The 24,305-nt window shown below is 38.7% G+C and carries 22 protein-coding genes; 10 read left to right on the top strand and 12 right to left on the bottom strand.

The features are described from left to right. Nucleotides 1-21: 21 nt before the first annotated feature. Genes ACHUE3_RS07300 through ACHUE3_RS07280 form a run of 5 tightly spaced genes read right to left on the bottom strand, consistent with a single transcriptional unit; the run spans nucleotide 22 to nucleotide 3,551 of the window. Nucleotides 22-471, bottom strand: a complete 450-nt coding sequence (locus tag ACHUE3_RS07300; protein WP_394191591.1) for a DUF2069 domain-containing protein — start codon at nucleotides 469-471, stop codon at nucleotides 22-24. Next, nucleotides 468-1,022: an NAD(P)H:quinone oxidoreductase gene (gene wrbA / locus ACHUE3_RS07295; RefSeq protein ID WP_394191589.1), complete on the bottom strand. Its 555-nt coding sequence runs from the start codon at nucleotides 1,020-1,022 to the stop codon at nucleotides 468-470. The genes ACHUE3_RS07300 and wrbA overlap by 4 nt, the downstream gene beginning before the upstream one ends. Beyond that, complete coding sequence (gene arsC / locus ACHUE3_RS07290; RefSeq protein ID WP_394191587.1) at nucleotides 1,022-1,369, bottom strand: arsenate reductase (glutaredoxin); 348 nt, start codon at nucleotides 1,367-1,369, stop codon at nucleotides 1,022-1,024. Before arsC ends, wrbA begins: the two co-directional genes overlap by 1 nt. A gap of 54 nt (nucleotides 1,370-1,423) precedes the next feature. Then, entirely contained in the window at nucleotides 1,424-2,884 is a 1,461-nt protein-coding gene (gene bepA / locus ACHUE3_RS07285) for a beta-barrel assembly-enhancing protease (RefSeq protein WP_394191585.1), read from the bottom strand. A gap of 1 nt (nucleotide 2,885) precedes the next feature. Next, a complete protein-coding gene (locus ACHUE3_RS07280) occupies nucleotides 2,886-3,551 on the bottom strand; it encodes a hypothetical protein (RefSeq protein WP_394191583.1) in 666 nt (221 codons plus the stop codon). Nucleotides 3,552-3,694: 143 nt separating this feature from the next. On the opposite strand from ACHUE3_RS07280, the gene ACHUE3_RS07275 reads away from it, so the two are divergent. From ACHUE3_RS07275 to ACHUE3_RS07265, 3 genes are all read left to right on the top strand, one after another. Then, the gene (locus ACHUE3_RS07275) at nucleotides 3,695-3,913 is read left to right on the top strand and encodes a sulfurtransferase TusA family protein (protein ID WP_394191581.1); all 219 of its coding nucleotides are present in this window, start codon (nucleotides 3,695-3,697) and stop codon (nucleotides 3,911-3,913) included. Next, nucleotides 3,906-4,982: an AI-2E family transporter gene (locus tag ACHUE3_RS07270; RefSeq protein WP_394191579.1), complete on the top strand. Its 1,077-nt coding sequence runs from the start codon at nucleotides 3,906-3,908 to the stop codon at nucleotides 4,980-4,982. Before ACHUE3_RS07275 ends, ACHUE3_RS07270 begins: the two co-directional genes overlap by 8 nt. A gap of 124 nt (nucleotides 4,983-5,106) precedes the next feature. Continuing rightward, nucleotides 5,107-7,365: an aminotransferase class V-fold PLP-dependent enzyme gene (locus ACHUE3_RS07265; protein WP_394191577.1), complete on the top strand. Its 2,259-nt coding sequence runs from the start codon at nucleotides 5,107-5,109 to the stop codon at nucleotides 7,363-7,365. Between the two features lie 70 nt (nucleotides 7,366-7,435). On the opposite strand, the gene ACHUE3_RS07260 is transcribed toward ACHUE3_RS07265, so the two are convergent. Next, nucleotides 7,436-8,464 carry a LacI family DNA-binding transcriptional regulator gene (locus tag ACHUE3_RS07260; RefSeq protein ID WP_394191575.1) on the bottom strand — a complete coding sequence of 343 codons (1,029 nt, stop codon included), beginning with the start codon at nucleotides 8,462-8,464 and terminating at the stop codon, nucleotides 7,436-7,438. Nucleotides 8,465-8,816: 352 nt separating this feature from the next. Between ACHUE3_RS07260 and pgi the strand changes: the two genes are divergently transcribed. The 4 genes from pgi to ACHUE3_RS07240 all read left to right on the top strand — a co-directional run bounded on the left by pgi (nucleotide 8,817) and on the right by ACHUE3_RS07240 (nucleotide 16,306). Continuing rightward, nucleotides 8,817-10,460 (top strand): glucose-6-phosphate isomerase, encoded by a 1,644-nt coding sequence (gene pgi / locus ACHUE3_RS07255; protein ID WP_394191573.1) that lies wholly within the window; start codon nucleotides 8,817-8,819, stop codon nucleotides 10,458-10,460. Between the two features lie 261 nt (nucleotides 10,461-10,721). Next, nucleotides 10,722-12,194 carry a glucose-6-phosphate dehydrogenase gene (gene zwf, locus ACHUE3_RS07250; RefSeq protein ID WP_394191571.1) on the top strand — a complete coding sequence of 491 codons (1,473 nt, stop codon included), beginning with the start codon at nucleotides 10,722-10,724 and terminating at the stop codon, nucleotides 12,192-12,194. Nucleotides 12,195-12,196: 2 nt separating this feature from the next. Then, a complete protein-coding gene (pgl, locus tag ACHUE3_RS07245) occupies nucleotides 12,197-12,907 on the top strand; it encodes a 6-phosphogluconolactonase (protein ID WP_394191569.1) in 711 nt (236 codons plus the stop codon). A 750-nt stretch (nucleotides 12,908-13,657) separates the two neighbouring features. Then, entirely contained in the window at nucleotides 13,658-16,306 is a 2,649-nt protein-coding gene (locus ACHUE3_RS07240) for a TonB-dependent receptor (protein ID WP_394191567.1), read from the top strand. Nucleotides 16,307-16,433: 127 nt separating this feature from the next. Here the strand turns inward: ACHUE3_RS07240 and ACHUE3_RS07235 are convergent, their stop codons facing one another. Then, the gene (locus ACHUE3_RS07235) at nucleotides 16,434-17,441 is read right to left on the bottom strand and encodes a cupin-like domain-containing protein (protein WP_394191565.1); all 1,008 of its coding nucleotides are present in this window, start codon (nucleotides 17,439-17,441) and stop codon (nucleotides 16,434-16,436) included. Between the two features lie 63 nt (nucleotides 17,442-17,504). Here ACHUE3_RS07235 and ACHUE3_RS07230 point away from each other — a divergent pair, with 63 nt between their 5' ends. From ACHUE3_RS07230 to ACHUE3_RS07220, 3 genes are all read left to right on the top strand, one after another. Then, nucleotides 17,505-18,200, top strand: a complete 696-nt coding sequence (locus tag ACHUE3_RS07230) for a SapC family protein (protein WP_394191563.1) — start codon at nucleotides 17,505-17,507, stop codon at nucleotides 18,198-18,200. A 185-nt stretch (nucleotides 18,201-18,385) separates the two neighbouring features. Next, nucleotides 18,386-19,090, top strand: coding sequence for a SapC family protein (locus ACHUE3_RS07225; RefSeq protein ID WP_394191561.1), 705 nt, complete (start codon nucleotides 18,386-18,388; stop codon nucleotides 19,088-19,090). Nucleotides 19,091-19,213: 123 nt separating this feature from the next. After that, nucleotides 19,214-20,248: an isoaspartyl peptidase/L-asparaginase family protein gene (locus ACHUE3_RS07220; RefSeq protein ID WP_394191559.1), complete on the top strand. Its 1,035-nt coding sequence runs from the start codon at nucleotides 19,214-19,216 to the stop codon at nucleotides 20,246-20,248. A gap of 30 nt (nucleotides 20,249-20,278) precedes the next feature. Here ACHUE3_RS07220 and ACHUE3_RS07215 read toward each other — a convergent pair whose 3' ends face one another. The 5 genes from ACHUE3_RS07215 to dinG all read right to left on the bottom strand — a co-directional run bounded on the left by ACHUE3_RS07215 (nucleotide 20,279) and on the right by dinG (nucleotide 24,288). Continuing rightward, the gene (locus ACHUE3_RS07215; RefSeq protein WP_394191557.1) at nucleotides 20,279-20,437 is read right to left on the bottom strand and encodes a DUF2496 domain-containing protein; all 159 of its coding nucleotides are present in this window, start codon (nucleotides 20,435-20,437) and stop codon (nucleotides 20,279-20,281) included. Then, nucleotides 20,434-20,700: a late competence development ComFB family protein gene (locus ACHUE3_RS07210; protein ID WP_099295879.1), complete on the bottom strand. Its 267-nt coding sequence runs from the start codon at nucleotides 20,698-20,700 to the stop codon at nucleotides 20,434-20,436. Before ACHUE3_RS07210 ends, ACHUE3_RS07215 begins: the two co-directional genes overlap by 4 nt. Nucleotides 20,701-20,826: 126 nt before the next feature. Then, nucleotides 20,827-21,435, bottom strand: coding sequence for a primosomal replication protein (locus tag ACHUE3_RS07205; protein WP_394191554.1), 609 nt, complete (start codon nucleotides 21,433-21,435; stop codon nucleotides 20,827-20,829). Between the two features lies 1 nt (nucleotide 21,436). Continuing rightward, nucleotides 21,437-22,213, bottom strand: coding sequence for a sulfite exporter TauE/SafE family protein (locus tag ACHUE3_RS07200; RefSeq protein ID WP_394191552.1), 777 nt, complete (start codon nucleotides 22,211-22,213; stop codon nucleotides 21,437-21,439). After that, a complete protein-coding gene (gene dinG / locus ACHUE3_RS07195; RefSeq protein ID WP_394191550.1) occupies nucleotides 22,213-24,288 on the bottom strand; it encodes an ATP-dependent DNA helicase DinG in 2,076 nt (691 codons plus the stop codon). Before dinG ends, ACHUE3_RS07200 begins: the two co-directional genes overlap by 1 nt. Nucleotides 24,289-24,305 lie beyond the last annotated feature (17 nt).

Here is a 24,305-nt window from a genome sequence, read left to right as displayed (position 1 = left end):
ATTTATCAGCTAATTTTAACGCTATTGTTCATGAGATGCTTTCTCGTCAGCTAAATCATCCTTTAGTTTTCGTATTTTAAGTCCTAATTCTTGTCCACGATGGCGAGCATAATAAGTACAGCCTATAAACATGGCGCTTGCGAATAACAGTTCTAGCAACACCCAAACCACCTGTTCTTGTGCCACCCATATTAAAGTAAAACCATGGATAAAGTAGAACATAACAATAAAGTTTGCCCACGCATAGGTATAGGGTTTATCTTGTAAAATACCTTTTAATGGCAATAATAAAGGCAAAATGTACACAACAAAAATAAACCCATTACTGTGTCCTTCGCGCGGCGCAATTAAGAAGAGCCAGATAGGCATAAGCACTAAAAGACCAAAATATCCAAATAAGGCGATTCGCTGGAAACGCAGTGTTATCGCTTTTTTTTCTGGGCTGATTGGGTGTTTGGTTTCTGTTGTCATTTTAGTTTGCTCGTAATTTTAACTAATCTATGGCCAACACTTTGGCATATTTTGATTTCGTCTTTACTTAATTGATTACTATTATTAGCTCCAGCAACATGTGAAGCCCCATAGGGAGTCCCCCCGGATTGTGTTGCTAATAGTTCTGGCACCTCATATGGAACACCTAAAAGCATCATACCGTGATGCAGCAAGGGTAATGATAGATTTAACAAGGTCGCTTCATTACCCCCATGCATACTACTGGATGATGAAAACACGCACGCTGGCTTATCTATTAATTGGCCTTTTAGCCATATATCACTTGTAGTTTCCCAAAAGGTTTTAGCTTGAGAAGCCATCATACCAAAGCGAGTTGGTGTGCCAAAAGCTAAACCGTCGCACTGAATCAATTCATCTTTATCAATAACAATATCTTCAGGGTTTTTAGCTACAAATGTGCGTAGTAGGGCTTTTCCCCCTTGTGCCTCTATAGCGTCTGCAATTTCATGAGCCATAGCTGCAACAGAGCCATGGCTAGAGTGATAAAGTACAACGATGTTTGGCTGCATTACAGCACACTTAATACGTTTTCAGGTGGGCGACCGATCGCTGCTTTATTTCCATTGATAACTATGGGGCGCTCAATAAGCTTAGGGTTTTCAGCCATTGCTTTTATTAACGCTTCTTCATTAGTTTGTGATTTTAGCTCTAAGGTTTTGTAGAGATCTTCTTTAGTGCGCATCATGTCGCGTGCAGAATCAAGCTCAAGTAAATTAACGAGTGTGGAAATTTGCTCAGCGTTGAGTGGGTTTTTCAGATATTCAACAATTTCAGGTTCGATAGAATTTTTTTCCAGCAAAGCAAGGGTCTCACGAGATTTAGAGCAGCGTGGGTTATGATAAATAGTAACAGCCATAGTAAAAATCCAAATATATAAAGTGGTGCTATTTTAAGATAAGAGAAGCGAGACTTAAAGTCTCGCGAGTTCTTTTTGCATTTGCCTATATTGAGTTAACAAAGCCTTAAGACGTTGTTGTTTTATTACTTCTTGCGGTTCAACAAAGTTTAGTGCTTTTTGTACTTCATCTGCAGCTTTCAGATAAGCACCATATTGTGCAAGCACGTCAGCGTTTGCTTCATGGTAGGATGCAAGGTTTTCTTGCTTTTTATAAACGTCGGCAATTAATTGCTTCGCTAAATTATGCTCTGGTTTTTCAAGTAAAAATGATTTTAGCAAGCGCTCAGCTAAATCATATTGTTTAGCCTCTAATGCTGCATTAGCATAATTTAAGGTAATAACCTGGTTATTAGGTCGGTTATCATGCAGGTTTGCTAAAAACTTAACGGCATCTTTGGCTTTACCCTGACCTATTAATAAGTCAGTGTGGGTATCTATATAAAATAAGTTTTTAGGATCAGATGCCATTAGTTCATCAAGTATGGTGGCCGCTTCCTCATACTTTTTTTGATCTAACAAACTGATACCTAAGCCGTATTTAAGCGCGGTGCTATTATAAAAGGTATTTTCTTTAATCAATTTTCTAAATAGGTTTTCTGCATCAACCGGTTTATGGTGATAGCGTGCTATAACACGGCTTTTAGCGAGGTTAAATTCGAGGCTCTGGGGATATTGGCGCTTTTCGAATTGCTGCGCACGCAGACGCACATCGGAAACCCTTGACTCTGGTAATGGGTGAGTAAGTAAAAATGCCGGCGGTTTATATTTATAACGAATTTGTGCTGCAAGCTTAGTTAAAAACTCACTTGATGCATAGGGGTCAAACCCAGCATTATTGAGGGTTTGCATACCAATTCTGTCTGCTTCTTGTTCCGCCGAGCGGCTATGTGTTAATTGACTGAATGCAGCTTGAGTTTGACTGGCCGAAAGGATAGCAATACCGGCATCAGGTGCGACAATCGTTGCTAAAATACCGGCAACCATGCCAGCAATAGTCATGGCACTGTTATCTTGTTGCTGCTGAATACGCCGTGCTAAGTGACGCTGCGTTACGTGAGCAATCTCATGGCCTAATACTGAAGCAAATTGGCTTTCGTTATCCGATTGGGCCATTAGGCCAGTATGTACACCGACATGACCACCATAAAAAGCAAATGCATTTATTTCTGGATTGTTAATCCAAAAAAATGAAAATGGAAACCTAACATCGCTTGCATTTGCTACTAACTTTCTTCCTAACGTCGTTAAATACTCATCAAGCACCGGATCACTAACAACAGGTGATGAGCCACGAATTTGCATCATCATTACTTCACCAATTGCTTGCTCTTTTTCCAGTGGTAAAGCTTGTAATGCTGAGGTGCCTAAATCAGGGAGTTTAAAGTTAGTTTGTGCCTTTAAAGGCTTACTGTATAAAACGCTTGAGGTGATAAGCGCGAGAAACACAGTTATAAAGGCTGATTTTATTCGCATTTTATTCCTTGCTGGTTGTATCGCCGAGCATAATTCGTGCTATGTCAACTTCATCGCTGCAAGCACGGCTATCTTTTTCACATAATTGGTAGAAATCTTTTATTGTGACTCCATCAAGCTTTACAACGTTCAATTCTCTTTGTAAAAAAGTGATAATTTTATGGACTGTCTTGTGTGCATGAAGAATTAATGCTTTGTCGGCTGTGTCTCCGCGTTCAAAGTAGAAGCCAATAAATTTGTGTAACTGGTTTATGCGAATTAAGTTACGCATGGTAACAGGGTCCCATACTTTAAATTCCATGAAACGATTATCTTTAATATATTGGTCAATCGTGACATCTTTGGCATAAGGTAGTGCCCACAACTCAAAACCTCGGTCTGTAAATATTTGGTGCAGTGCTATACGGGGTTTATGTTCGCAGTGAATTTCCCCCAGCGAATCTTCATGACCGCCGAGCAATTCCAGATTCCAGTTACGCTTATCAATTAAACGTTTAACGGCATTATCAAAACCATGTTCTAATATACCCTCAGACTCACTCACGGAAGAGGCTACTAAATGATAAAAAGGCGGCAGCTCTCCCCAATTTATTTGTTTTTTATACCAATTGATATCTTTTAATGTTGGATTACTTGGTAGTAGCGCTTTATTATTCGTGCCTGGCATGGGGCTTTCCTTACTACAATATATTTAATAAGGATAAACCATTGTGCAGAGGGTTTTAAGAAAAAATTGCAGTTGATTTAAAATGCAATGATGTAGGTGAGGAAAATTCGCGTTCTGAGCTTACTTTTTCACAGTGAGAAGTTATGTTAGAACAAGATTTACGCGCATATAAATGCCCACAACAGTTTATTCATTTCAAGCTGGGCTTAAAACAGGCAAACTTTTATCAACAGCCGATTAAGTTTACGTTAACAATAGAGCAATCAACATCTGATATTGAACGTTTTTTGCAAAAGCATAAATATCATTACCAATTACAAAAACAGCTTGGGCTGTTAATGGTGGAGCCACAACGTGTTTGAATATGTAAAAGCATGGTACGAAAGAAAGTTTTCAGACCCTCATTCGGTTACCTTATTATTTTTATTAGTCGCATTAATGGCGCTATTTTATTTCTTTGGTTCATTAATTGTTCCAGTTTTGGTTGCTTTAGTTATTGCTTATTTACTTGATTGGCCAGTTGCACATTTAGAGCGACTCGGGTTAAGGCGATTTACGGCAACTATATTGGTTATGTTAGCCTTTACAGGATTAATGCTTACCTTAATAGTGGGAATGGGTCCCGTGCTTTGGCAGCAAGCAAGTAACTTGCTGCAAGAATCACCTCATATGATTGAAAAAGGGAAGTACTTTTTATTACATTTACCTGAGCAATACCCTAGTTTAATAAACGCTGAGCAGGTGCAATCGGTAGTAATGAGTGTAGAAGGTAAAGTTATTGAATTTGGTCAAGTAGCTTTATCTGCTTCTTTGACGTCGCTTAAAGATGTAGCTGCGTGGTTAATATATTTGATTCTTGTGCCTTTATTAGTTTTCTTTATGTTAAAAGATAAGCTTGAACTAACGCAAAGTGTGGCGAAATTAGTGCCCAAACAACGGCGTTTAATTTTACAAGTTTGGCACGAAATGAATCAGCAAATCATGAACTATATCCGCGGTAAAGTGTTTGAGATTTTGATAGTGGGTTCAGTATCGTTTATTGCTTTTACTATTTTGGACTTACGCTACGCTGCGTTATTAGGTGTATTAGTCGGTTTTTCCGTTCTCATACCATTTGTTGGTGCGGCATTGGTGACTATTCCAGTTGCTGCTGTTGCACTGTTTCAGTTTGGTGTAGAAACGCAATTTTGGACGATACTCATCGTTTACGGCATCATTCAAGCGCTTGATGGTAATGTTTTAGTGCCTTTACTGTTTTCAGAGGCGGTAGACTTAAACCCAGTCTTCATAATTGTTGCAGTGTTGTTTTTTGGTGGGCTTTGGGGGTTTTGGGGAGTATTTTTCGCCATTCCGCTAGCTTCATTGGTCAAAGCGCTTATTAATGCGTGGTCTACGAAGCAAGAAGAGCAACTAGCCGAGCCGCAGGGGTGAGCAGCCTTTAGTCTTAAATAGAATAGATAACGCACCATAGAGATGAATTGATTATTACACCAAACATAAAATTTATGTAGAATGTGTTATAAGATATATCTTTTAGTAATATGGTGCGTTTTTAATGTCCGAACATGTCCCTTGTGCAGATCTAACCGCGCAAATTTATCTCGATGCAAATGCAACTACTCCTGTTTTACCTTGTATTGCTGACGTTGTTTTGCACACCATGCAAACTTGCTTTGGTAATCCGTCTTCTTCACACATAACCGGAATTCAGGCAAAACACTTATTAGAGCAAACACGGGCACAAGCACGGACAGTCATTGGGGCGCAATGCGGCGATATATTATTTACATCCGGTGCCACAGAAGGTATTCAAACTGCTGTTGTGTCAACACTAATTGCAGCTAAAGACCACTCAATTAAAAAGCCTGTACTGTTATATGGTGCAACCGAGCACAAAGCAGTTCCCAATACATTAATACATTGGAATGAAGTTCTGGGGATTCATGCAGATGTGTTGGCGATCCCAGTGTTAAATGACGGAACCCTTGATTTAGACTTTATTACACAGCATGCCAAAAACGCTTTAATGATTTGTACTATGGCGGTTAATAATGAAACCGGTGTTTATCAAGATTTAGCTGCTATTGAAAAGGCTATTCGAGCGCATAATACTGATGTCGCGTGGATGGTTGACTGCGTTCAAGCGCTTGGAAAGACAAATCTGGCTTTGAGCGATACAACGATTGATTATGCGCCATTTTCAGGTCATAAATTGTATGCACCAAAAGGGATTGGCCTACTCTATATTCGTCAGGGACGTGAATACACCCCATTTATTGCTGGAGGTGGACAAGAAAGTGGCATGCGCTCAGGTACTGAAAACTTACCCGGAATAGCGGGATTAAATAAACTGTTTAGTTTATTGCTCGATGAAACGGACACTACATTTAAGCCTATAAGCGTACTGAACGAGTACCGCGATAAATTACATGCAGCTTTAACCCATACATTTGGAAAAATCACATTCAATCATCGGTTCGACAACAGTGTGCCAACAACACTGAACTTTTCTGTGGATGAGTTAAGTAGTAAAGAAGTGATGGATTTATTTGATGCTGCAGGTATACGTATAAGTGGAGGCTCAGCATGTAGTTCTGGTGCAAATAGAAGCTTTGTACTTGATGCGATGGGTGCATCAAATTGGCAAAGTGAAAATGCCTTACGTTTATCATTTGGTCCTGCCATGTCAGCTTTAGAGGTAGATTTGGCATGTGAGCGAATTTGTGCATTAAAGCCTATTTTGCAAGCAAACTGTTTAGTTGTGTCTGATGCATTGTCGCCTCAACAAGAAACATGTGCTTTAGGGTTAACTCAATACAGGCATCAAGGAGCATGTAGTTGGCTTTATGTAAGTGACAGTAAAGAGGCCATCCTTGTCGATCCGATTGCTGAAATGCTTCCACGACTTGAAAAAATAGTTAACACGCAAGCATTAAACATAGTGGCAATATTGGATACGCATGATCACCAAGATCGTATTTCAGCAAGGACACTTTATGAAAGTGCTTTTTCCTCTACTTTAAGTAATATTAAAACAGATAAATTGGGTTGGCCTGATGATAAAGAGGCACTTGACTTAACCCATATTAATTTGGAACGCATTAAAACCCCTGGCCATAGTAAAGATAGTATGAGTTATTTAATACGAAGCAAAAAATCAGGCCAGATTTTATATTGTTTCTGTGGCGATTTACTACTGCCAGCCGGGCTTGGTAATACGTTATTAGCAGGGGGGGATGCAGATGAAATGGCTAACTCGTTGCGTCAGCTAAATCAAATCGTGCAAAATGAAACAGTGATCTGCTCCGGCCATGATTACCAGCAGTGTTTTGCTATTAACTGGCATGCACAAATTCAACAAACTCCATTGTTAAGTGCCTTATTGTCGGGTGCAATATCTGATGCTGAATTTGTTAAAGCCAAACAAGAGAATGACGCTCACACAATTACCAGCCATTCAGCGAGCTTATGTGGATTTGCTGCAACGCTTGATGAGCCTGCTTTAATGCAAGTTGATGTAACGAAGGCCCAGATCATGTTGAGGGAAGATAATACGTTTCTGATAGACACCAGAGAGCCTTACGAGCACGGTGCTAATGATCTGCATAATACATTCAATTTGAATAAAGGACAGATTATTAATATACCACTGAGTCGAATGGCGCATGCTTTAGTGACTGGGCAATTAGAAAAGGCACATCGTTATATTTTATTGTGCCGCAGTGGTAATCGCTCAAAACAAGCTGCGAATAATTTGGCACATATTGGTTTTGAAAATGTGTACAATCTTAAAGGCGGTTTAGCGTTACTTTAGCCGTATATTAACCAAACTCTGGAATTACCCAATAAAAAAGGCGCTAACATGAGCGCCTATTTTGCTTAGCTTACAGCTTTGGTCCTGAGCTATCTCTGACGACAATTGAAGGAGTGAATGAAGTGATAATATCTTTATCTTGATTTCTCGCTCCTCTCGTCTTTGTAAATAACAACCGTGCAGCATGTTGAGAGATTACATCGTTTTCTTGATGAGCTGTTGTAAGCTTAGGCCATGTTTGGCGTGAGAAAGGAGAGTTCTCGAAACCAGTAATCGAGAGCTGTTCCGGTATTTTTATTCCCATTAAACGCGAGGCGAAAAGTGCTCCCGCGGCCATTTCATCATTACCGCCTAAAATAGCAGTGATAGCTAATTTATTGTCATCTGCTAATAACGTTTGCGCACCTTCAACACCTGATTCGAACGAGTATTTACCATCATAAATAAACGCATCGTTCGTTTGAGTATTATGATCTGCCATCGCAGCTTTATAACCTTCTAATCGTTCGCTTGTCGATTTATGCTCTTTATCACCGCAGATAAATCCAATGTTTTTGTGGCCATGCTTTAAAAGGTGCGTTGTTATCTCATAAGCGGCTTTAAAATCGTTAACATATATACACGTATCCTGGTCCTCTTCACTTGGGCGACCTGACAAAACACGAACATAGTGTATATTTAATTCATCTAATAAATTAGTAATGCTGCTTTGCTCTGATAGGGGAGGGGTCAACACTAAACCTGCAAGCCTAGAACGCTTGATCATCATCTTAAAATCATGCTCCATATTCGCTTCAGAATAACTGCATGGGTGAATAACCAGTTCATAGCCTTCATCTTTGCAACGCGAGAGCACGCCGTTTTGCATATCGATTACATAATAAGCATTGGGATTATCATAGACTAATCCAATAGTGAATGAAGACGTTCCAGCTAGATTACGAGCAGCAAGGTTGGGTTGATAATTTAGTTCGTTTACTGCTTCCATAACCACATCAAAGGTTTTTTTACGTACGGAAGGCTCTTTGTTTATCACTCGCGAAACCGTTTTCATTGAAACGCCAGCAAGCTTAGCTACATCATTTATGGTTACTTTCATACAGTTACTTATTAGGTTGTTATTATCGTGTTGTTTATACGTTTATCAAGCGCCGTTATTTGTTCAAAATCGAATCGATGTTTTTTTAAAATTCTCATCAAGCCAACTAGTGTATCTAATGTAAAGTAAAATTAGCAGTAAAATAATTGATAAAATTTTTATGATACCGGTGTCAAACGAGTAAAATTAAGCTATTATCTCGAATGTAAAATATAAAATCAGAACATTGACAGCGTTGTCATTTTAACTTATCGTTAACTTCGTTTGTAGGTTACTAGACTATCGCTTCACTATAGTTCTATAAAGATAGTTATAAATCAGTTTGTTGCAAGTTTATTAGGGGATGTTAAAAATGGGTTGTCGTTCACAACTAGCTAGTTGGCAAGCACTAAATACCAGTGCTGATAAGATGAAAGAAGTTCACCTTAAAGATCTATTCGCCAATAATAGCAGTCGATTCGAGCTATTTTCGACTCAGACCCCCGGAATATTATTTGATTACTCTAAGCAACTTATTGATGAGAAAGTATTAAACCAATTGCTAAAGCTTGCCGATGATTGTGATGTTGCTGCTTGGCGCGATAAAATGTTTTCAGGTGAAAAAATTAATTTCACAGAAAATAGAGCTGTGCTTCATACCGCGCTTCGAAATAGACACGCCAGTGACCTAGTTGTTGATGGTGAAAATGTCAGTAACGTTGTCAACGCCGAGCTTGAAAAGATTAAAGGATTTGTAGCGAAAGTACGTTCAGGTGAATGGCTAGGCTACACAGGTAAAGCTGTAAAGTCTGTTGTGAGTATTGGGGTGGGTGGTTCAAACTTAGGGCCTCAAATGGCTACTGAAGCACTTAAAAGTTATGCCGACGATACCCTTAGCGTTCACTATGTATCTAATGCTGACGGCGTACAAATAGCATCGGTTTTAGAACAAATTGATCCTGAAACGACATTGTTTGTTATTTCTTCTAAAACATTTACCACATCAGAAACAATGACGAATGCTAAAACCGCTGTTGATTGGTTTTTAAGTTCAGCTAATGACAAAAAATTTATTGCTAAGCACTTTGTCGCTGTCAGCACAAATTTAGAAAAAACGGCTGCTTTTGGTATTGCAAATGAAAACGTATTCACAATGTGGGATTGGGTTGGCGGTCGTTTTTCATTATGGAGTGCGATAGGATTACCTATAGCGCTTTATTTAGGGTTCGAAGCATTTGAAGATATACTTGCAGGCGCGTTTGAAATAGATGAGCATTTTAAATCAACACCTAATGATAAAAATATCCCACTATTGATGGCTTTATTAAGCGTATGGAATACAAGCTTTCTTGGCTACGACGCACAAGCAATATTGCCATATGATCAAGCTTTGCACATGCTACCTGCTTATTTACAGCAAGGTGAAATGGAAAGTAATGGTAAACACGTTAACTTTGCAGGAGAAACGGTTAACTATACGACGGTTCCTATCATTTGGGGCATGACGGGCATTAACGGCCAACACGCTTTTTACCAATGCTTGCATCAAGGCAACGTCATTGTTCCGGCCGATTTTATAGCCTCTGTTAAGCCGCAGGTAAATGTTGGGCAACACCACGATATATTACTATCTAACTTTTTTGCTCAAACAGAAGCAATGATGATGGGTGTTGATGAAAACCAAGTACGTGCAGATTTAACGGCTAAAGGTAAATCTGAGAGTGAAATCGAAACGCTGTTAAACCATAAAATACACAAAGGCAATAGACCCACAACCTCTATCCTTTTAGATGTAGTAGATGCAAAAGCAGTTGGGCGTTTAATTGCGCTGTATGAGCATAAAATATTTTGCCAAGGTATCATTCTAGAAATATGCTCTTTTGACCAATGGGGAGTTGAGTTAGGTAAAGGATTGGCGTCTAAAATAGAAGCTGAGTTACTTGATGAAACAGTTAAACATACCCATGATAGTTCAACTCAAGGTTTAATGAGCTACTACAAAGCGCATCGCGCTTAACTAATTTAGCGATTGGCATTAGTAAATGCTGATTGCAAACCAAATACCTTTGAACGGGTAGCGCTGGAGTTCTTAGGGCCTGTATATTTGTGAGAGGATATACAGAGCCCCTAAGGCTCATTTAATCAGCCATATAGAATCGAATTCAACAGGCTTTTTCTCGATGCGAAAAGCTGACATCACTTTAAACAACAAAAACGTATGCCTGAACTGCAATTAAAGTAGTCGACAACTGGGCAATGCTAACGTAGAGAGTTAATTATGCTAAATCCTTTTGATATTGTAATTTTTGGGGGCGGTGGTGATCTTGCATTACGCAAATTACTTCCAGCAATGTATCGCGCATATCAAGAAGGGAATCTACCAGAGGGGTCGCGTATTTTACCGACCGTTCGCGAAGAAAGTAAACGTGCAGAATACATCGAAACCGCGCATGAAGCGTTAAAACAGTTTCTCAGTAAAGGTGAGTTTAACAGCAAAGATTGGAAAGCATTTTCTGCTTTTCTAGTTCCGGTTGTTACCAATGTAACCGAAGCAGATAGCGACTGGGATAAATTAAAAGATATTCTTGATCGTGATTCATCAGAAAAATCACGTGTTTTTTACTTGTCATTACCACCTGCTGTTTATGGTAGTTGCTGTGAAATATTGTCAGTTAAAGGTTTGATCACCCCGACGTCTCGTGTAGTGGTTGAAAAACCAATAGGCTATTGTGGTCAGTCAGCGGAAGAAATCAATGCAAAAATTGCTGAATACTTTACTGAAGAGCAAATATTCCGTATTGACCATTATTTAGGTAAAGAAACAGTTCAAAACTTAATGGCACTTCGTTTTTCAAACTCATTGTTCGAAAATATGTGGGATGCTAAATCGATTGATAACATTCAAATTAGCTTATCAGAAACGGTTGGTCTTGAGAGCCGTGCAGGGTTTTACGACAAAGCCGGTGCATTACGTGACATGGTGCAAAACCATCTATTGCAACTACTTTGCCTTGTTGCAATGGAATCACCTAATAAATTAAATGCCAATAGTATTCGTACTGAAAAATTAAAAGTATTGGAGTCTTTGCGTCCATTGGTCGATGGTGATGTTGATGACAATATTATTCGTGGTCAATATGTACCAGGTGATCTAGACGGTAAAATTGTTCCAGGTTACTTAGAAGAGTTGAACGAAGGCGCCAGCAAAACAGAAACATTTGTAGCTATTCGTGCGCACATAGATAACTGGCGCTGGGCGGGTGTTCCATTTTATTTACGTACAGGTAAGCGCATGGCCAAACGCTGTGCTGAGATTGTTGTTGAATACAAAAAAGTATCACACAATGTTTACGGTGATAATGTAGGTAAAATAGAGCCAAATCGCCTTGTAATCCGTTTGCAACCGGAAGAAACCATCCAACTTACTTTGATGTCAAAACGTCTTGATAATCTTGAAATGCAATTAGAACCCGTCACTATGAATATTGAGTTATCAGAGGCCTATAGTAATGGTTTCCATTCTGATGCTTACAAGCGCTTAATGCTTGATGCTGCAGCAAATAATCCGTCACTATTTATACACCGTGATGAAGTTCGCCAAGCGTGGAAGTGGATTGATCCAATTATCGAACGCTGGCAAGAGAAAGGTAAGCCTGCATTATACCGCGCTGGCAGTTGGGGCCCGGAAGATGCGGATGATCTTCTTGCTGAAAAAAATCATGTATGGTTCAACACTGGCGAAAAGGGATAAGCATGGCACATATTACTGAGAAGTTTTTTGATTCAAAAGAAGCACTAACTGCTGAACTGTCTGCTAGTCTTGAGAAAAATTTAGTTTCTGGCATTGAGCAAGACGGTCGCGCTGTACTGATGGTTTCAGGTGGTTCATCACCGGCACCAGCTTACAAGCACCTTTCAAACCTAGAGCTAGATTGGAAAAATATCGATGTAGCCATGGTTGATGAGCGTTGGGTCGATGCAAGTCATGACAAGAGTAATGAAGCATTTATAAAAAGTACTTTATTGCAACATCATGGCGCTGCCGCTAATTTTATTACCATGAAAAATGATGCAGAAACGGCAGAGCAGGGTAGTGAAAAATGTGAAAAAGCGTATCAACAGCTTAAACAAGCTTTTGACGTAACAATTTTAGGTATGGGGCCAGATGGCCACACAGCTTCGCTTTTTCCACATGCCGATGGTCTAGAGTTCGGTTTAACAACATCGCAATTAGTATGCGCGATTAATGCTATTGAAAGTGACGTGACAGGAAGTATTACTGAACGAATGACTTTAACCTTGTCTGCTATTGCGCAGTCTAAAGTGGTTAAGTTACTCATTAGTGGTGAGGAAAAGTTAGCTGTTTACAAAGCTGCAAAAGCAGGCGGAGACGTTAACGACATGCCACTTCGAGCCGTTCTTAATCACCCAACGATAAACATAGAAGTTTATTGGGCTCCTTAATTTAACAGCTCCTAGTATTAGAAATGCAGACATTTAGTCTGCATTTTCATTTTTACCAGAATACATAATCTAAACCCTGGTTAAAAACTCGCTAATAAACTGATATTAAATACAAATATCTTCACACTACAGAACTCAGTTTACCTATCTACGTTTCAGAATCCCTTTCCTTAGCATGTTGTATATGGATGCTGACAGGTTCTTACATAATGCCTTTGTTTAAATATCAGCTTTTAATCGAAGAGTTGTTACGTGCATTAAATAAAGATAGACATGTGGTGAAGAGGCCTTTATAATTCAAAATGACAACGCTGTCATTGGTATTGATAATTATTTACTTCCCCTTGATTTGTTTTATTTGCCCAATAGCAAATCATTATCTGTTTTACAGCCAATGTTGATTTTATAGAGCTTTCGCTCTTTAAAACGCTTAAGTGGAGCGATAAGTTTACATATTGTTGTGATTTCGCTGCCTTTTTTACCTTTATTAGGTATTCCTCCTTTCTCTTTTGATATTAAATCATGGTATATTTGCGCCGTTAAAATGTAACAAACTATTCATTTACATTTTTAATTTCACCTTAAATCAATAAGTTGCTTTTTTTTGAGCTGTTTTCGTACAGAAATTAGCTAAAAAATGTAGCACAAATGTAATTTAGGGTGTATGGTTTGTTACTAGATGACAACGCTGTCATCATCACTGGGCAGAAGTGATAAATAAAACCAACAAAATGATTCAAGGGGAATCCTGTGTTAGCTAAAAATTTTAAAAAAAGCTTATTAGCAGTAAATATCGGTCTTGTAATGAGTGCCGGATTCACTGGAGCTGCATTCGCAGCAGAAGAAACTCAAGTTCAAGAAGATGTTGAAGTAATTGAAGTACGTGGTATTCGCGCATCAGCTAAAGCGGATATCAACAACAAGCGTTTCGCAAATGCAGTTGTTGATTCAATCACAGCTGAAGACATCGGTAAGTTTCCTGATAAAAACGTTGCTGAGTCACTATCACGTATCACTGGTGTAGGTGTTAGCCGTGAATTTGGTGAAGGTGAAAAAATCACAGTTCGTGGTTCAGATCCTACTAAAAACCGTACTTTGCTAAATGGTCAGAATGTAGGTACGGCGGATTGGTTTATTCTTGATAATCCGTCACGTAGCTTTAACTTCACAATGTTACCTTCATCATTGGTAAGTAACCTTGAAGTTTATAAATCACCAGAAGCCCGATTAGATGAAGGCTCAATCGGTGGTACAGTTATCCTTCACACTCGTAAGCCATTAGATTTGGATTCTGGTACGACTAACATCACGTTACAAAGCCAATATTCAGAAGCATCAGAAAAACACGATCCATTAATCGAAGGTTTGTTTTCATGGAAAAATGAAGACGAGAAATTTGGTATTTTAGTTTCAGGCTCTAAGTCAGATCGTACTGTTCGTCGTGAAGGTTTTGAAGTACTAGGTTGGGATGCGCATGATGACGGTACATACACACCTCGTACAATGGGTGTGCCAGTTTTCCGTCAAGATCGTGAGAGAACAACATTTTTCAGTTCAATCCAGTTTGCACCATCTGATGATTTTAGCGCGACACTTAATATCCTAGACTCAAATATGGATGTTAATAACACTAACTCTAACTTCCTTCTTATGAATCCTGCGAGTAGCTCTACTCTTAGCTATGAAGGTGCGAATGCTGTTAAAGGCTCAGGTGGTACAGATGTACGTTGGAACCACATTAACCGTATTTCAAGTACTGATACAAACTCTATCCATTTAGATATTGATTTTGCTACTGATTCATTCACTATGAATGTTGAACTTGGTACTACTGAAGCTGAAGGCGGCACGCTCAACGAAACTTCGTGGGAATATGGCGGTGAAGGCAACTATAACTTTGATTTAACTGGAAGTACTCCAACTGTAAATGCAGGTATTGACGGTACAGATCCTTCTAAGTTTAACGGTGGTTGGATTTGGGGTGGTAATAAACCAACGACTGATGAAGAGTCTTACGCACAGGTTGATTTTGATATCCCAGTTGATATGGGCGCATTTACAGCGATTAAAGTTGGTGTTAAATATCGCGACCAAAAGCGTACTCAAGATAGAGAAGCATACAGCTGGCACTGGGGTTATGCAAATGACGGTGTAAGCGCAAATTACATGAACCAGATTCTAGCTACAGATTGTCCTACATTAGCACAATGTGACCTATCTGTAGGCACTGATAGCGTTGGTTCAGATGTTGTTAACGGCGATATTACTCAGCAGTTAACACACAACAGTGCGAAAATGCTTGAGCTAGGTTTAGGTCCAAATGCCTCATATGCAGCTCACAAGAACTTAGCTGAAATATTTGAAGTTGTTGAAAAGAAAACATCTTACTACATTCAAGGTGATTTTTCTGGCGATGACTACCGCGGTAACTTAGGCTTACGTATAGCACAAACGGATCAAGACTCTTCTGGCTACTTGTACTCACCAGATTCTTGGGGCTTACTAACAGTTGACAATCCAGGTTTAAACCCAGATTTAGTACCAAGCACGTTAGAGTGGAAAACTGAATCACGTACTTATACTGAGATTTTACCAAGCTTTAACTTGTCATATGACCTAGCAGAAGACCAAATCGTTCGTTTATCTGCTGCTCGTACAATGGCACGTCCAAATTTCTTTGACATCTCACCAATCACTGCACCTGGTGACTTAGGTGAAGATAACCCTACAGCTCAAGCGGGTAACCCTAACTTAGACCCACAGTTAGCGAATCAGTTTGATGCTGCATGGGAATTCTACTTTGATGATGCATCTTTGTTTGCAGTTACATTGTTCTACAAAGATATAGAAAGTTATCAAACATCAGGTACTTATAGCCAAGATTTCTATGATCAAGAAACTGAAACTTGGGTATCTGCTACAGTTACGCGTCCTGATAATGGCCCTGGTGGAACAACTACTGGTCTTGAAGCTTCATTACAGTATGATTTAGGTGACGGTTTTGGTTTATCTGCCAACTACACTTACACTGATGCAAGCAATGACGCTAAACGTGACGTTATGAATCCTGGTTCAGGCTTGGTGATGGGTGCTTCAGAGAATATGTTTAACGCATCAGCATTCTATGAAGAAGACTTATTCTCAGTTCGTGCAATGTATAACTACCGTACTGCTTGGTATAAAGGTTTACACTCTTCAGGCGCAGAGCTTTGGAATGATGACTACGGTCAGTTAGACTTTAGTGCCAACGTAAACATTACTGAAAATATTTCAGTGGTATTTGAAGGTATTAACTTAACAGATGAAAAAGTTGTTGAGTACAACACTAGTAAAGACCGTGTATTGTCAATATACCAAAATGGTCGTCGATTTGTACTAGGTGCAAACTTCAAATTCTAACATTTATTGTTAGAAAAAAATGCCGCTCTTTAGCGGCATTTTTATTTATTCTACTTTTATTTGAAAGCATTTACTGAGGTGTAAATTGATTTAAATTAGTTTTTATGTATTAATTTAATATTCACTATTAATTAGTTTTAAGCTTTTCTTTAATCGCTTCAAAAGCCATTTTCATTTGGTTTATATCCCCATCTAATATGCTGTTACACCCTTCATCTTCATTCTTACTATACTTCGTGTTTTCAAAAATATAATGGTCAAATAGCTTTTTCCATGACTCTTTTTGTTCTGTTGGTAAATGCCTAATAGTAAGAATGCTATGAAGTAAACTATCTGATGGATCGCACCCTAAAATTTTATTGCTTACTTCATCTTTCCACCAATAATTTATTAGAATATTAATCCGTTCGGTTGCTTTTACATTATGCCACCATAATGGGGGGATAAATAAAGCCTCACCTTCATTCAGAGATGCTTTAAGAACGTCATCTTTTACTTTAGAGAATTTTGGGAATTTTTTTAGATTGGGTTGTTCAAAGTCTACCAAGCTAATTGCAGGTCCAGTAATAGACTTATCAATAGGAGCAACGTAAATATCATTAATCGATTCTGTGGGTAAGAGATAAAAAGTTCTTTTCCCACATAGGTTTAAAGCAATGTTATAGTCGCAGTCATAATGTCCAGGGACACTTGCTGAATTACCTAACCAAATTCTAGGCTCAATATCTTTTAAAAAATCAGGTGAAGGATTTTTGTCTAGAAAAGACGTTAAACACTCTTTTATGAGGGCACTTTGTACTGCTACCTTTGTTTTATCATTTGATTTTAAATCTATTATCATTTTTTTTATAACGGATGAAAAAGGAGCATCATATTTTTTAAAAGTATAAGATTTAAAAGTGTCATCTGTGTAACCTATTAAACCATTATATTTATCATCTATAATCAAAGTATCTACAAGCCTTGGCTTTGCGTGGTTTATTAAATAGCGTAATATTTTCTCATCGGAGTTTTTTGCAATCTCCAACGCAGGCCAGCTTTTGAATAAATCAGTAATAATTATTGGAGTGTTAACCCCCTCAAGATAGCCTCTTAAATTATTAACCTCATTTGCACTTATTCGTTCGATTTTCATGCTTTAACTTACCTTGAATACATGTTATTTTTAATAAAATAATAACATATTAGTGAGTAATTAATGTCAGATGATTATGAAGTATTTAGCTTAGAAAAGCATAAAGAATATTATGTAGAGCCTAACGATAAATTTTCTCATGCCAGTAAGCTTCATATGGTAAGTATATTACCTAGTGAGATAGCTAAAGTGGCATTGAACTTCCCAATCTCTTTCGTCAAAAAGCAACAAGGCGGATATCAAATGGTTGCTATACTAGGGCTTCATACAGGGTCTAATGTATTTATTGACAATGGCCATTTTGATAGCGTTTATATACCTCAGAATATCTCAAAGTACCCATTTGCATTAGCTAATAACGAAGCTGGCGACATTGTAATGGCTATCAGAACAGATGCGCTGAATGTTCAGGGTCAAGGCAATGCATTAGTAAACGCAGACGGTAAACCTTCAGATTATCTTATTTCAAAGCAAAAGCAACTGCAGAGCTTAGCAGAGCAAGAAGTCGTTTCTGAGCAGTTTGTTGAGAGATTGAGTGAGCTAGGCCTGCTAACTGAACAAGGTTTTAAGTTTGACTTGGGTGATGGTAACAGAAAACAGATCTCGGGACTGTTTTCTGTAGACCGAGATTTATTAAATACTTTAAGCGATGAGGATATGTTATTAATGCAAAAAAATGGCATGCTTGAAGCTATTTATTCTCATTTAATTTCTTTAGGGCAGTTTCAACGTCTTATTGATAAATCAGCTAAAGTTTAAGTTCACGTCATCGCTATAAATGATGGCGTAGTAATTAAGTGTACTTTACCAAAAGTTACCGCATTTAATCAAAAGCGCTATGTACACTTTGACACAAAATTTTCACTTCCTTTTTGTGTTCAAAACCTTTAGCCTTAGGGCACTAACAGCAAAAAACATAATTTATAATTTAATGGAGCAGTAACATGGCGGAGCAACAAGTACAGCCTTTACACAACGAAAAACATGCCAACACTAAAATTCAAAATGGCATCAACGTTGAATTTTTAAAATCACAACATTTAGTGCCAGTCGTTGCACACGAGTTTGCACGTGTAGCAAATGAATTCCCAATGTCTTTTGTAAAAAATAATGAAACAGGTCAATTCCAGGCCGTTGCTATGTTCGGCTTAGAGCCAGGCGAAAACTTATTTGTTCAAGATGGTAAATGGACTGCTGCCTATGCACCAATGGCAACAACACGCTACCCACTAGGTTTGGTTAAGCATCCTCAAGAAGATCAGTACGGAATCGTTATTGATGAAGCAAGCCCACTAGTTGGTGAAGAGCAAGGTAGTGCTTTATTTGAAAACGGTGAAGAAACTGATTATTTAAAGCGTCGTAAAGAAGCATTAGTATCTTTTATTGAGTTTTCTCAAGTGACAGAAGCGTTCACTAAATTTTTAGCTGATAAAGAGCTGCTAGTTGCACAGACACTAACAGTTGATATTAAAGGCGAGAAAAAAGACATCAATGGTATTTACCTTATTGATGAGAAAAAGCTTAATGAACTAAGCGATGAAGACTTTTTAGACCTTCGTAAGCGTGGTTATTTAGCACCAATGTATTCATTTTTAACGTCTACTCACCAAGTAGCGCGTTTAGCACGTTTAAAAGCACAAGAAGCTTAATTAAACATGTATGACGAAAAGCGCCACTAGGCGCTTTTTTTATGCGTTTTATCTGGTAAAGGTTGTAATAGGAGGTAACTTTATACACAGTAGTATCACACTAAACAAACTAAATAGAAAAATATGAATAAATTAGTTTTAGCTAGCTTAATAAGCGCTACCTCACTTATTGTTACTCCACAATTGCTTGCCAACACAACACCATTCGCAATCGCTATTCATGGCGGTGCAGGCACTATCGAAAAGAGTAGGTTCACACCAGAGCAAGAAAAAGCATACAGAGCTAAACTCAAAGAGGCTGTAGAAACTGGTTATAAAGTGCTTGATCTAGGTGGAGAAAGTCTGGATGCCGTTACAGCCGCAATAAATGTTTTAGAAAACTCCCCTTATTTTAATGCTGGCCGTGGCGCTGTTTACACATATGATGGCGAACATGAGTTAGATGCGTCAATTATGGATGGGCGTAACCGCCAAGCAGGTGCTATTTCCGGTGTAAAGCACATTGAGAACCCTATTAACCTGGCCCGTTTGGTGATGGAGCAATCAGTTCATGTGATGCTTAGCGGTGATGGTGCTGAGGAGTTTGCAAAAAATAACGGTGTCCTGTTAGTTGAAAACAATCTATTTGATACAGAAAATCGATATAAATCTTTATTGAAAGCCAAAGAGAAACTAGATAAAGCAAAGCAAACAAGTAAAGACTACCAAGCCGCTCACTCAGCACTGCCCGTGAACTTTAAAATGGGTACCGTGGGGGCTGTCGCGCTTGATAAAAATGGCAATCTAGCAGCGGGTACCTCAACGGGTGGTATGACTGCAAAACGTTTTGGTCGTATTGGTGATGCGCCTATTATTGGTGCCGGTACATTTGCTGAAAACGAGTCTTGTGCAGTATCAGCGACTGGTCATGGCGAATACTTTATTCGTTATACCGTAGCCGCAGATGTTTGTGCTCGTGTAAAATATCAAGGTAAAACAATTTCACAAGCTGGTGATGAGGTTATTAACGGCGTGCTTAAACCAATTGGTGGAACGGGCGGTGTAATAATTGTTGATAGAGAAGGGAACATGAGTATGCCGTTTAATACCTCTGGTATGTATAGAGCTAGCAAATCAAACACGCAAGCTACTTATGTTGGTATATTTAAAGGGGAGTAACAGCTTTCACTAGGCGATGTAATATATAATTTATGTGGGTGATGCAGTCAGTTTATTTGTGTAATCACCCTTAATAATTTCCAATGCCTTTAAAACATCTTCAGGTTTGACATTGTTTTCTTCTAATAATTGAATGAGATCAACAGCTAGTTTTATGTGGGTAGGTGCTTGTTCAAGTGTTTGACTCATACCTTTCCTTTTTTTGCGATTTGGCTGATAGCAACATCAATTGCAATGTTTACTTGGTTTTCCATGTGAATTCGCTCGTCTTGTGGCAAATAAAAAGCCATATCAACATCAAAACGAATATATCGCGGTGTTAACTGATTTAACACAGTGCAACAAAAATCCGCCATAGTATCATCGTCATATTGCTTATCGAGCTTACGCTTAATTATCTCTTCAACCACTATTTTTTCAAAGTAGTTGTGTATATCATCATGAAGTCTCACGGCTTTGCTCACTTAATTTATGTTACTGATTTTAGTTTATACTAAGGTGTTGAATAAATCGAATATCTGTTGCAAAACTGAGCGTAAAATTATGATTTTTGCAAAAACAATGTTTGGATAGAGTAGCTAACGTAGTTGTTTTTTTTCAACAAGTTGAATTTTTTCTTCAGTGGCCGATATTGCTTTTCTACAGCGACCTAAACGACCGTGCAAGGTTAGTATTTCTAAATTTAATTCAGAGGCTTTAGCGGGTCCGACATTTTGCATTTTTAGCTTACGTTCTTCTATCATCAATACAAGTCTTCGCTCGAACTCATGATTTTGTTTTAACTCATCATAGAGTTCATGAATCGGTTGCATGATTTTTTTTGCGGTTTGCTGAAAAACTTTTGCTTTATTGCGGGGTTTAAATGTATTTTTATTTTCTTTCGCCCAGATTGGTGTTGATTTAATAACAATAAATACGGCCTCTACTTGGTTGCCAATACGTTCGAGAGCATAATTGTAAGCATGGCGATGCTCTGCAGGAGGCAACTTTGCTATTTCATCTTCTATTTCAATTACGTAGTCAGCCAAATTTAAGCTTTTAGTAGAAAAAACACGACGGTCAAATAAGCTTGGTTGAGCTTGCATATAACGATTTTTAGTAAGTAATTTAGCATTATCAAACTTGATAGCTTGTTGCTTGAGTGTACTTACTTGCTGGCAAAGCTTTTCAAACGCGATTGATTGCATATTACAAATATGCCTCATAAATTAATTTAAGCGCTAAAATAATCACAACTGTATTAAAAACAGGCTTTATAAACTTACTACCAAAGCGAATTGCAGAGTGAGCTCCTAACCATGCACCTAGCATCAGAAACAGCCCCATTGTAACGCCCAGTATAAAGTTAACATGGCCCAGTGCAACAAAGGTGATTAATGACACAAAGTTTGAAACAAAATTCATGGAACGCGCTAAACCACAGTTTAATAGTAAGCTCATTTTATAAAGCAAACTGTTAGTTGCAGTCCAGAAAGTACCTGCACCTGGTCCTGCTAATCCGTCAAAAAAACCTAAGCTTAAGCCTTGCAGCCATTGCTTAACCTTTGTTGAGCGATTAAGTGGAGGTAACGCATGCTCTTCAGTCGCGCTCAGGTTTCCGAATAAGCTGTAACAAGCTACAACAATAATCACAACGGGTAAGAGTTTATTTAAAAATTCGATACTTAGGTAATCAACAACCAGTGTGCCAATTAATGCACCTAAACCGGTAGCTATGATTGAAGCGGCCCAAAAACGGGGATTAAATAGTTGTTTACGAAAATACGTTACGCTTGCGGTGAGTGAGCCAAAGCTCGCGGCTAATTTATTTGTGCCTAGAGTCAAATGGGGTGGTAATCCGGCCGTTAATAATGCAGGTACGGTTAACATACCGCCGCCGCCAGCTATGGCATCAATGAAACCTGCGGCCAGTGCCACAGCGCAAAGGAGTGCCCATGTTGTTGGGTCAAGTGCAAGTTCAAACATTAATAGTCTATTTGTCTTTTAAAGGGTGGTAGCGTATCAAGCATGGCTTTTCCATATCGCTTGGTTACTAATCGGCGATCAAGAATTGTGATTCGTCCTTGATCGTTTTCTTTTCGTAGCAGTCTACCACAGCTTTGTACTAATTTCTTTGCTGCATCGGGCACTGTGATTGATAAAAATGGGTTCCCACCCTTACTTTGAACAAACTCAGCTTGAGCTTCTTCTATCGGTGAGGTTGGCACGGCAAAGGGAATTTTAGTTATCACGAGGTTTTCAAGATATTTACCGGGTAAATCGAGTCCTTCGGATAAACTTTGTGTGCCAAATAATATGCTTCCTCTGCCTTGTTCTATGTTTTTATTATGTTTTTTCAAAAGCGCTTCTCGTGACATTTCGCCTTGTACTAAAATATCTATGTTCTTTAACCGCAATGCTTTGACTACATGATCCATCTGCCAATACGATGCAAATAGCACTAAGTTAGCTTGTTGTTTATTTAAGTGATTGGGCAGTACAGAGGCTAAATGATCACTAAAATCTTTATCAGTAGGTTCGATAGTCGATTTTGGAATATGTAATGTAGCTTGATTTGGATAATCAAAAGGTGAAGGCACTTTGAGATATTTTACGCCTTCTTCTTTGGCTAAGCCGCTTTCATATGCAAAATGATCAAAAGACCCCAGTGCGGTTAATGTTGCAGAGCACAAAACAGCACCAGCACATTGTCGCCAAAGTTTATCTTTCAAGTAATAACCCACTTCGATAGGGCAGTCACTCAATAGGTGATCATGATGGTTTTTATACTCTAAACGTTTTATCCAACGCGCATGTGGAATGCCTTCGCCTTTATTAGCATAACTAAACCAAAGCTTGTTGAGTTGCTCTAACCGGTTTATGTAATGACCACTTTCACCTAGTATAGGATCGGCTATATATGGTTTGATATCGCCATCACTTACATCTTGTACTAATGTATCGTGCATTTTATTTAAACAACGAAGAGCATCTAGGGTCGCTTCGCTAATATCTTTAGATTTGTTGTATAACGAATCGGGTATTTCACCATGTTCAAAACGATACGTGTCATCTTTAGAGTAATTAAAATCAGCCTTATCTAATAAATCGCGAACAACCTTTAAATCTTTATTAGCATCGTTCACGCTGTCACATAGTTTAAAGTTTTGTCCTATTGCTTTTTGGCCGACTAAAACCTTTGCCATTTTCCCACTGAACTTTGTGAGTTTGTCTAGCCAGTCAATAGTGCCTTTAATCGTGGCTGCTGCAGAAGAAAAGTCACGTGTTATGTGTGCTAAATGATGAGCTTCGTCGATAACATAAATGGTGTTATCAGGTTCGGGCAAAATTTTACCGCCACCTAAATCAAGATCTGCCAGTAATAAGGAATGGTTGATGACCAAGACATCCATTTGCATTAATCGTTGGCGAGCAAGTTGAAATGGGCATGTTTGATGCGCTTTCATTTGCCTTTGACAGGCGTGCTTATCGCAGGCAATTAGCCCCCAAACACGATCAGGGATAGTATCAGCCCAGCTATCTCTATCGCCTTGCCATTTTTTGTTGGTGTAAGCATCATAAAGTTGTTTTAGGCATTTTGCTTCCATTGGGCTCAAAGGAGAGCTCAACGAAGGCATAAATTCCATATGTGTTTGGCTATCACCATTTACAGCATTGTGGAGCTTATGTGCGCATATATAGCGTTGGCGCCCTTTTACTAAATCAAATTTAAAATCAAGCCCTGAATGGGTTTTAAAAAATGGCAGCTCTTTACTTATAAGCTGCTCTTGCAATGCAACGGTTGCAGTTGAAATAACAAGTTTCTTTTTTTGCGCCAGTGCTAAAGGCAAAGCCCCAAGGCAATAAGCGAGTGATTTACCAGTACCAGTTCCTGCCTCAATGACACAAATACGCTGTTGTTTATGGTATTCACCGGCTAGTGTTTTCGCTATTTCAGCGACTAAGTAGTTTTGGCTGCTACGAGGGCGGTAATCACTCAGGTTATCGGCCACATGCTTATGAATTTTTCGTATGGTGGCTTTTAATGGATCAGAAAGCATGGGTGAATAACCTAAAG

It is taken from the genome of Pseudoalteromonas atlantica (assembly GCF_043641955.1).
GTDB lineage: Bacteria > Pseudomonadota > Gammaproteobacteria > Enterobacterales > Alteromonadaceae > Pseudoalteromonas > Pseudoalteromonas atlantica_A.
Note: the sequence above shows the minus strand (reverse complement) of the source record. Positions and strands in the feature narration are given on the sequence as shown.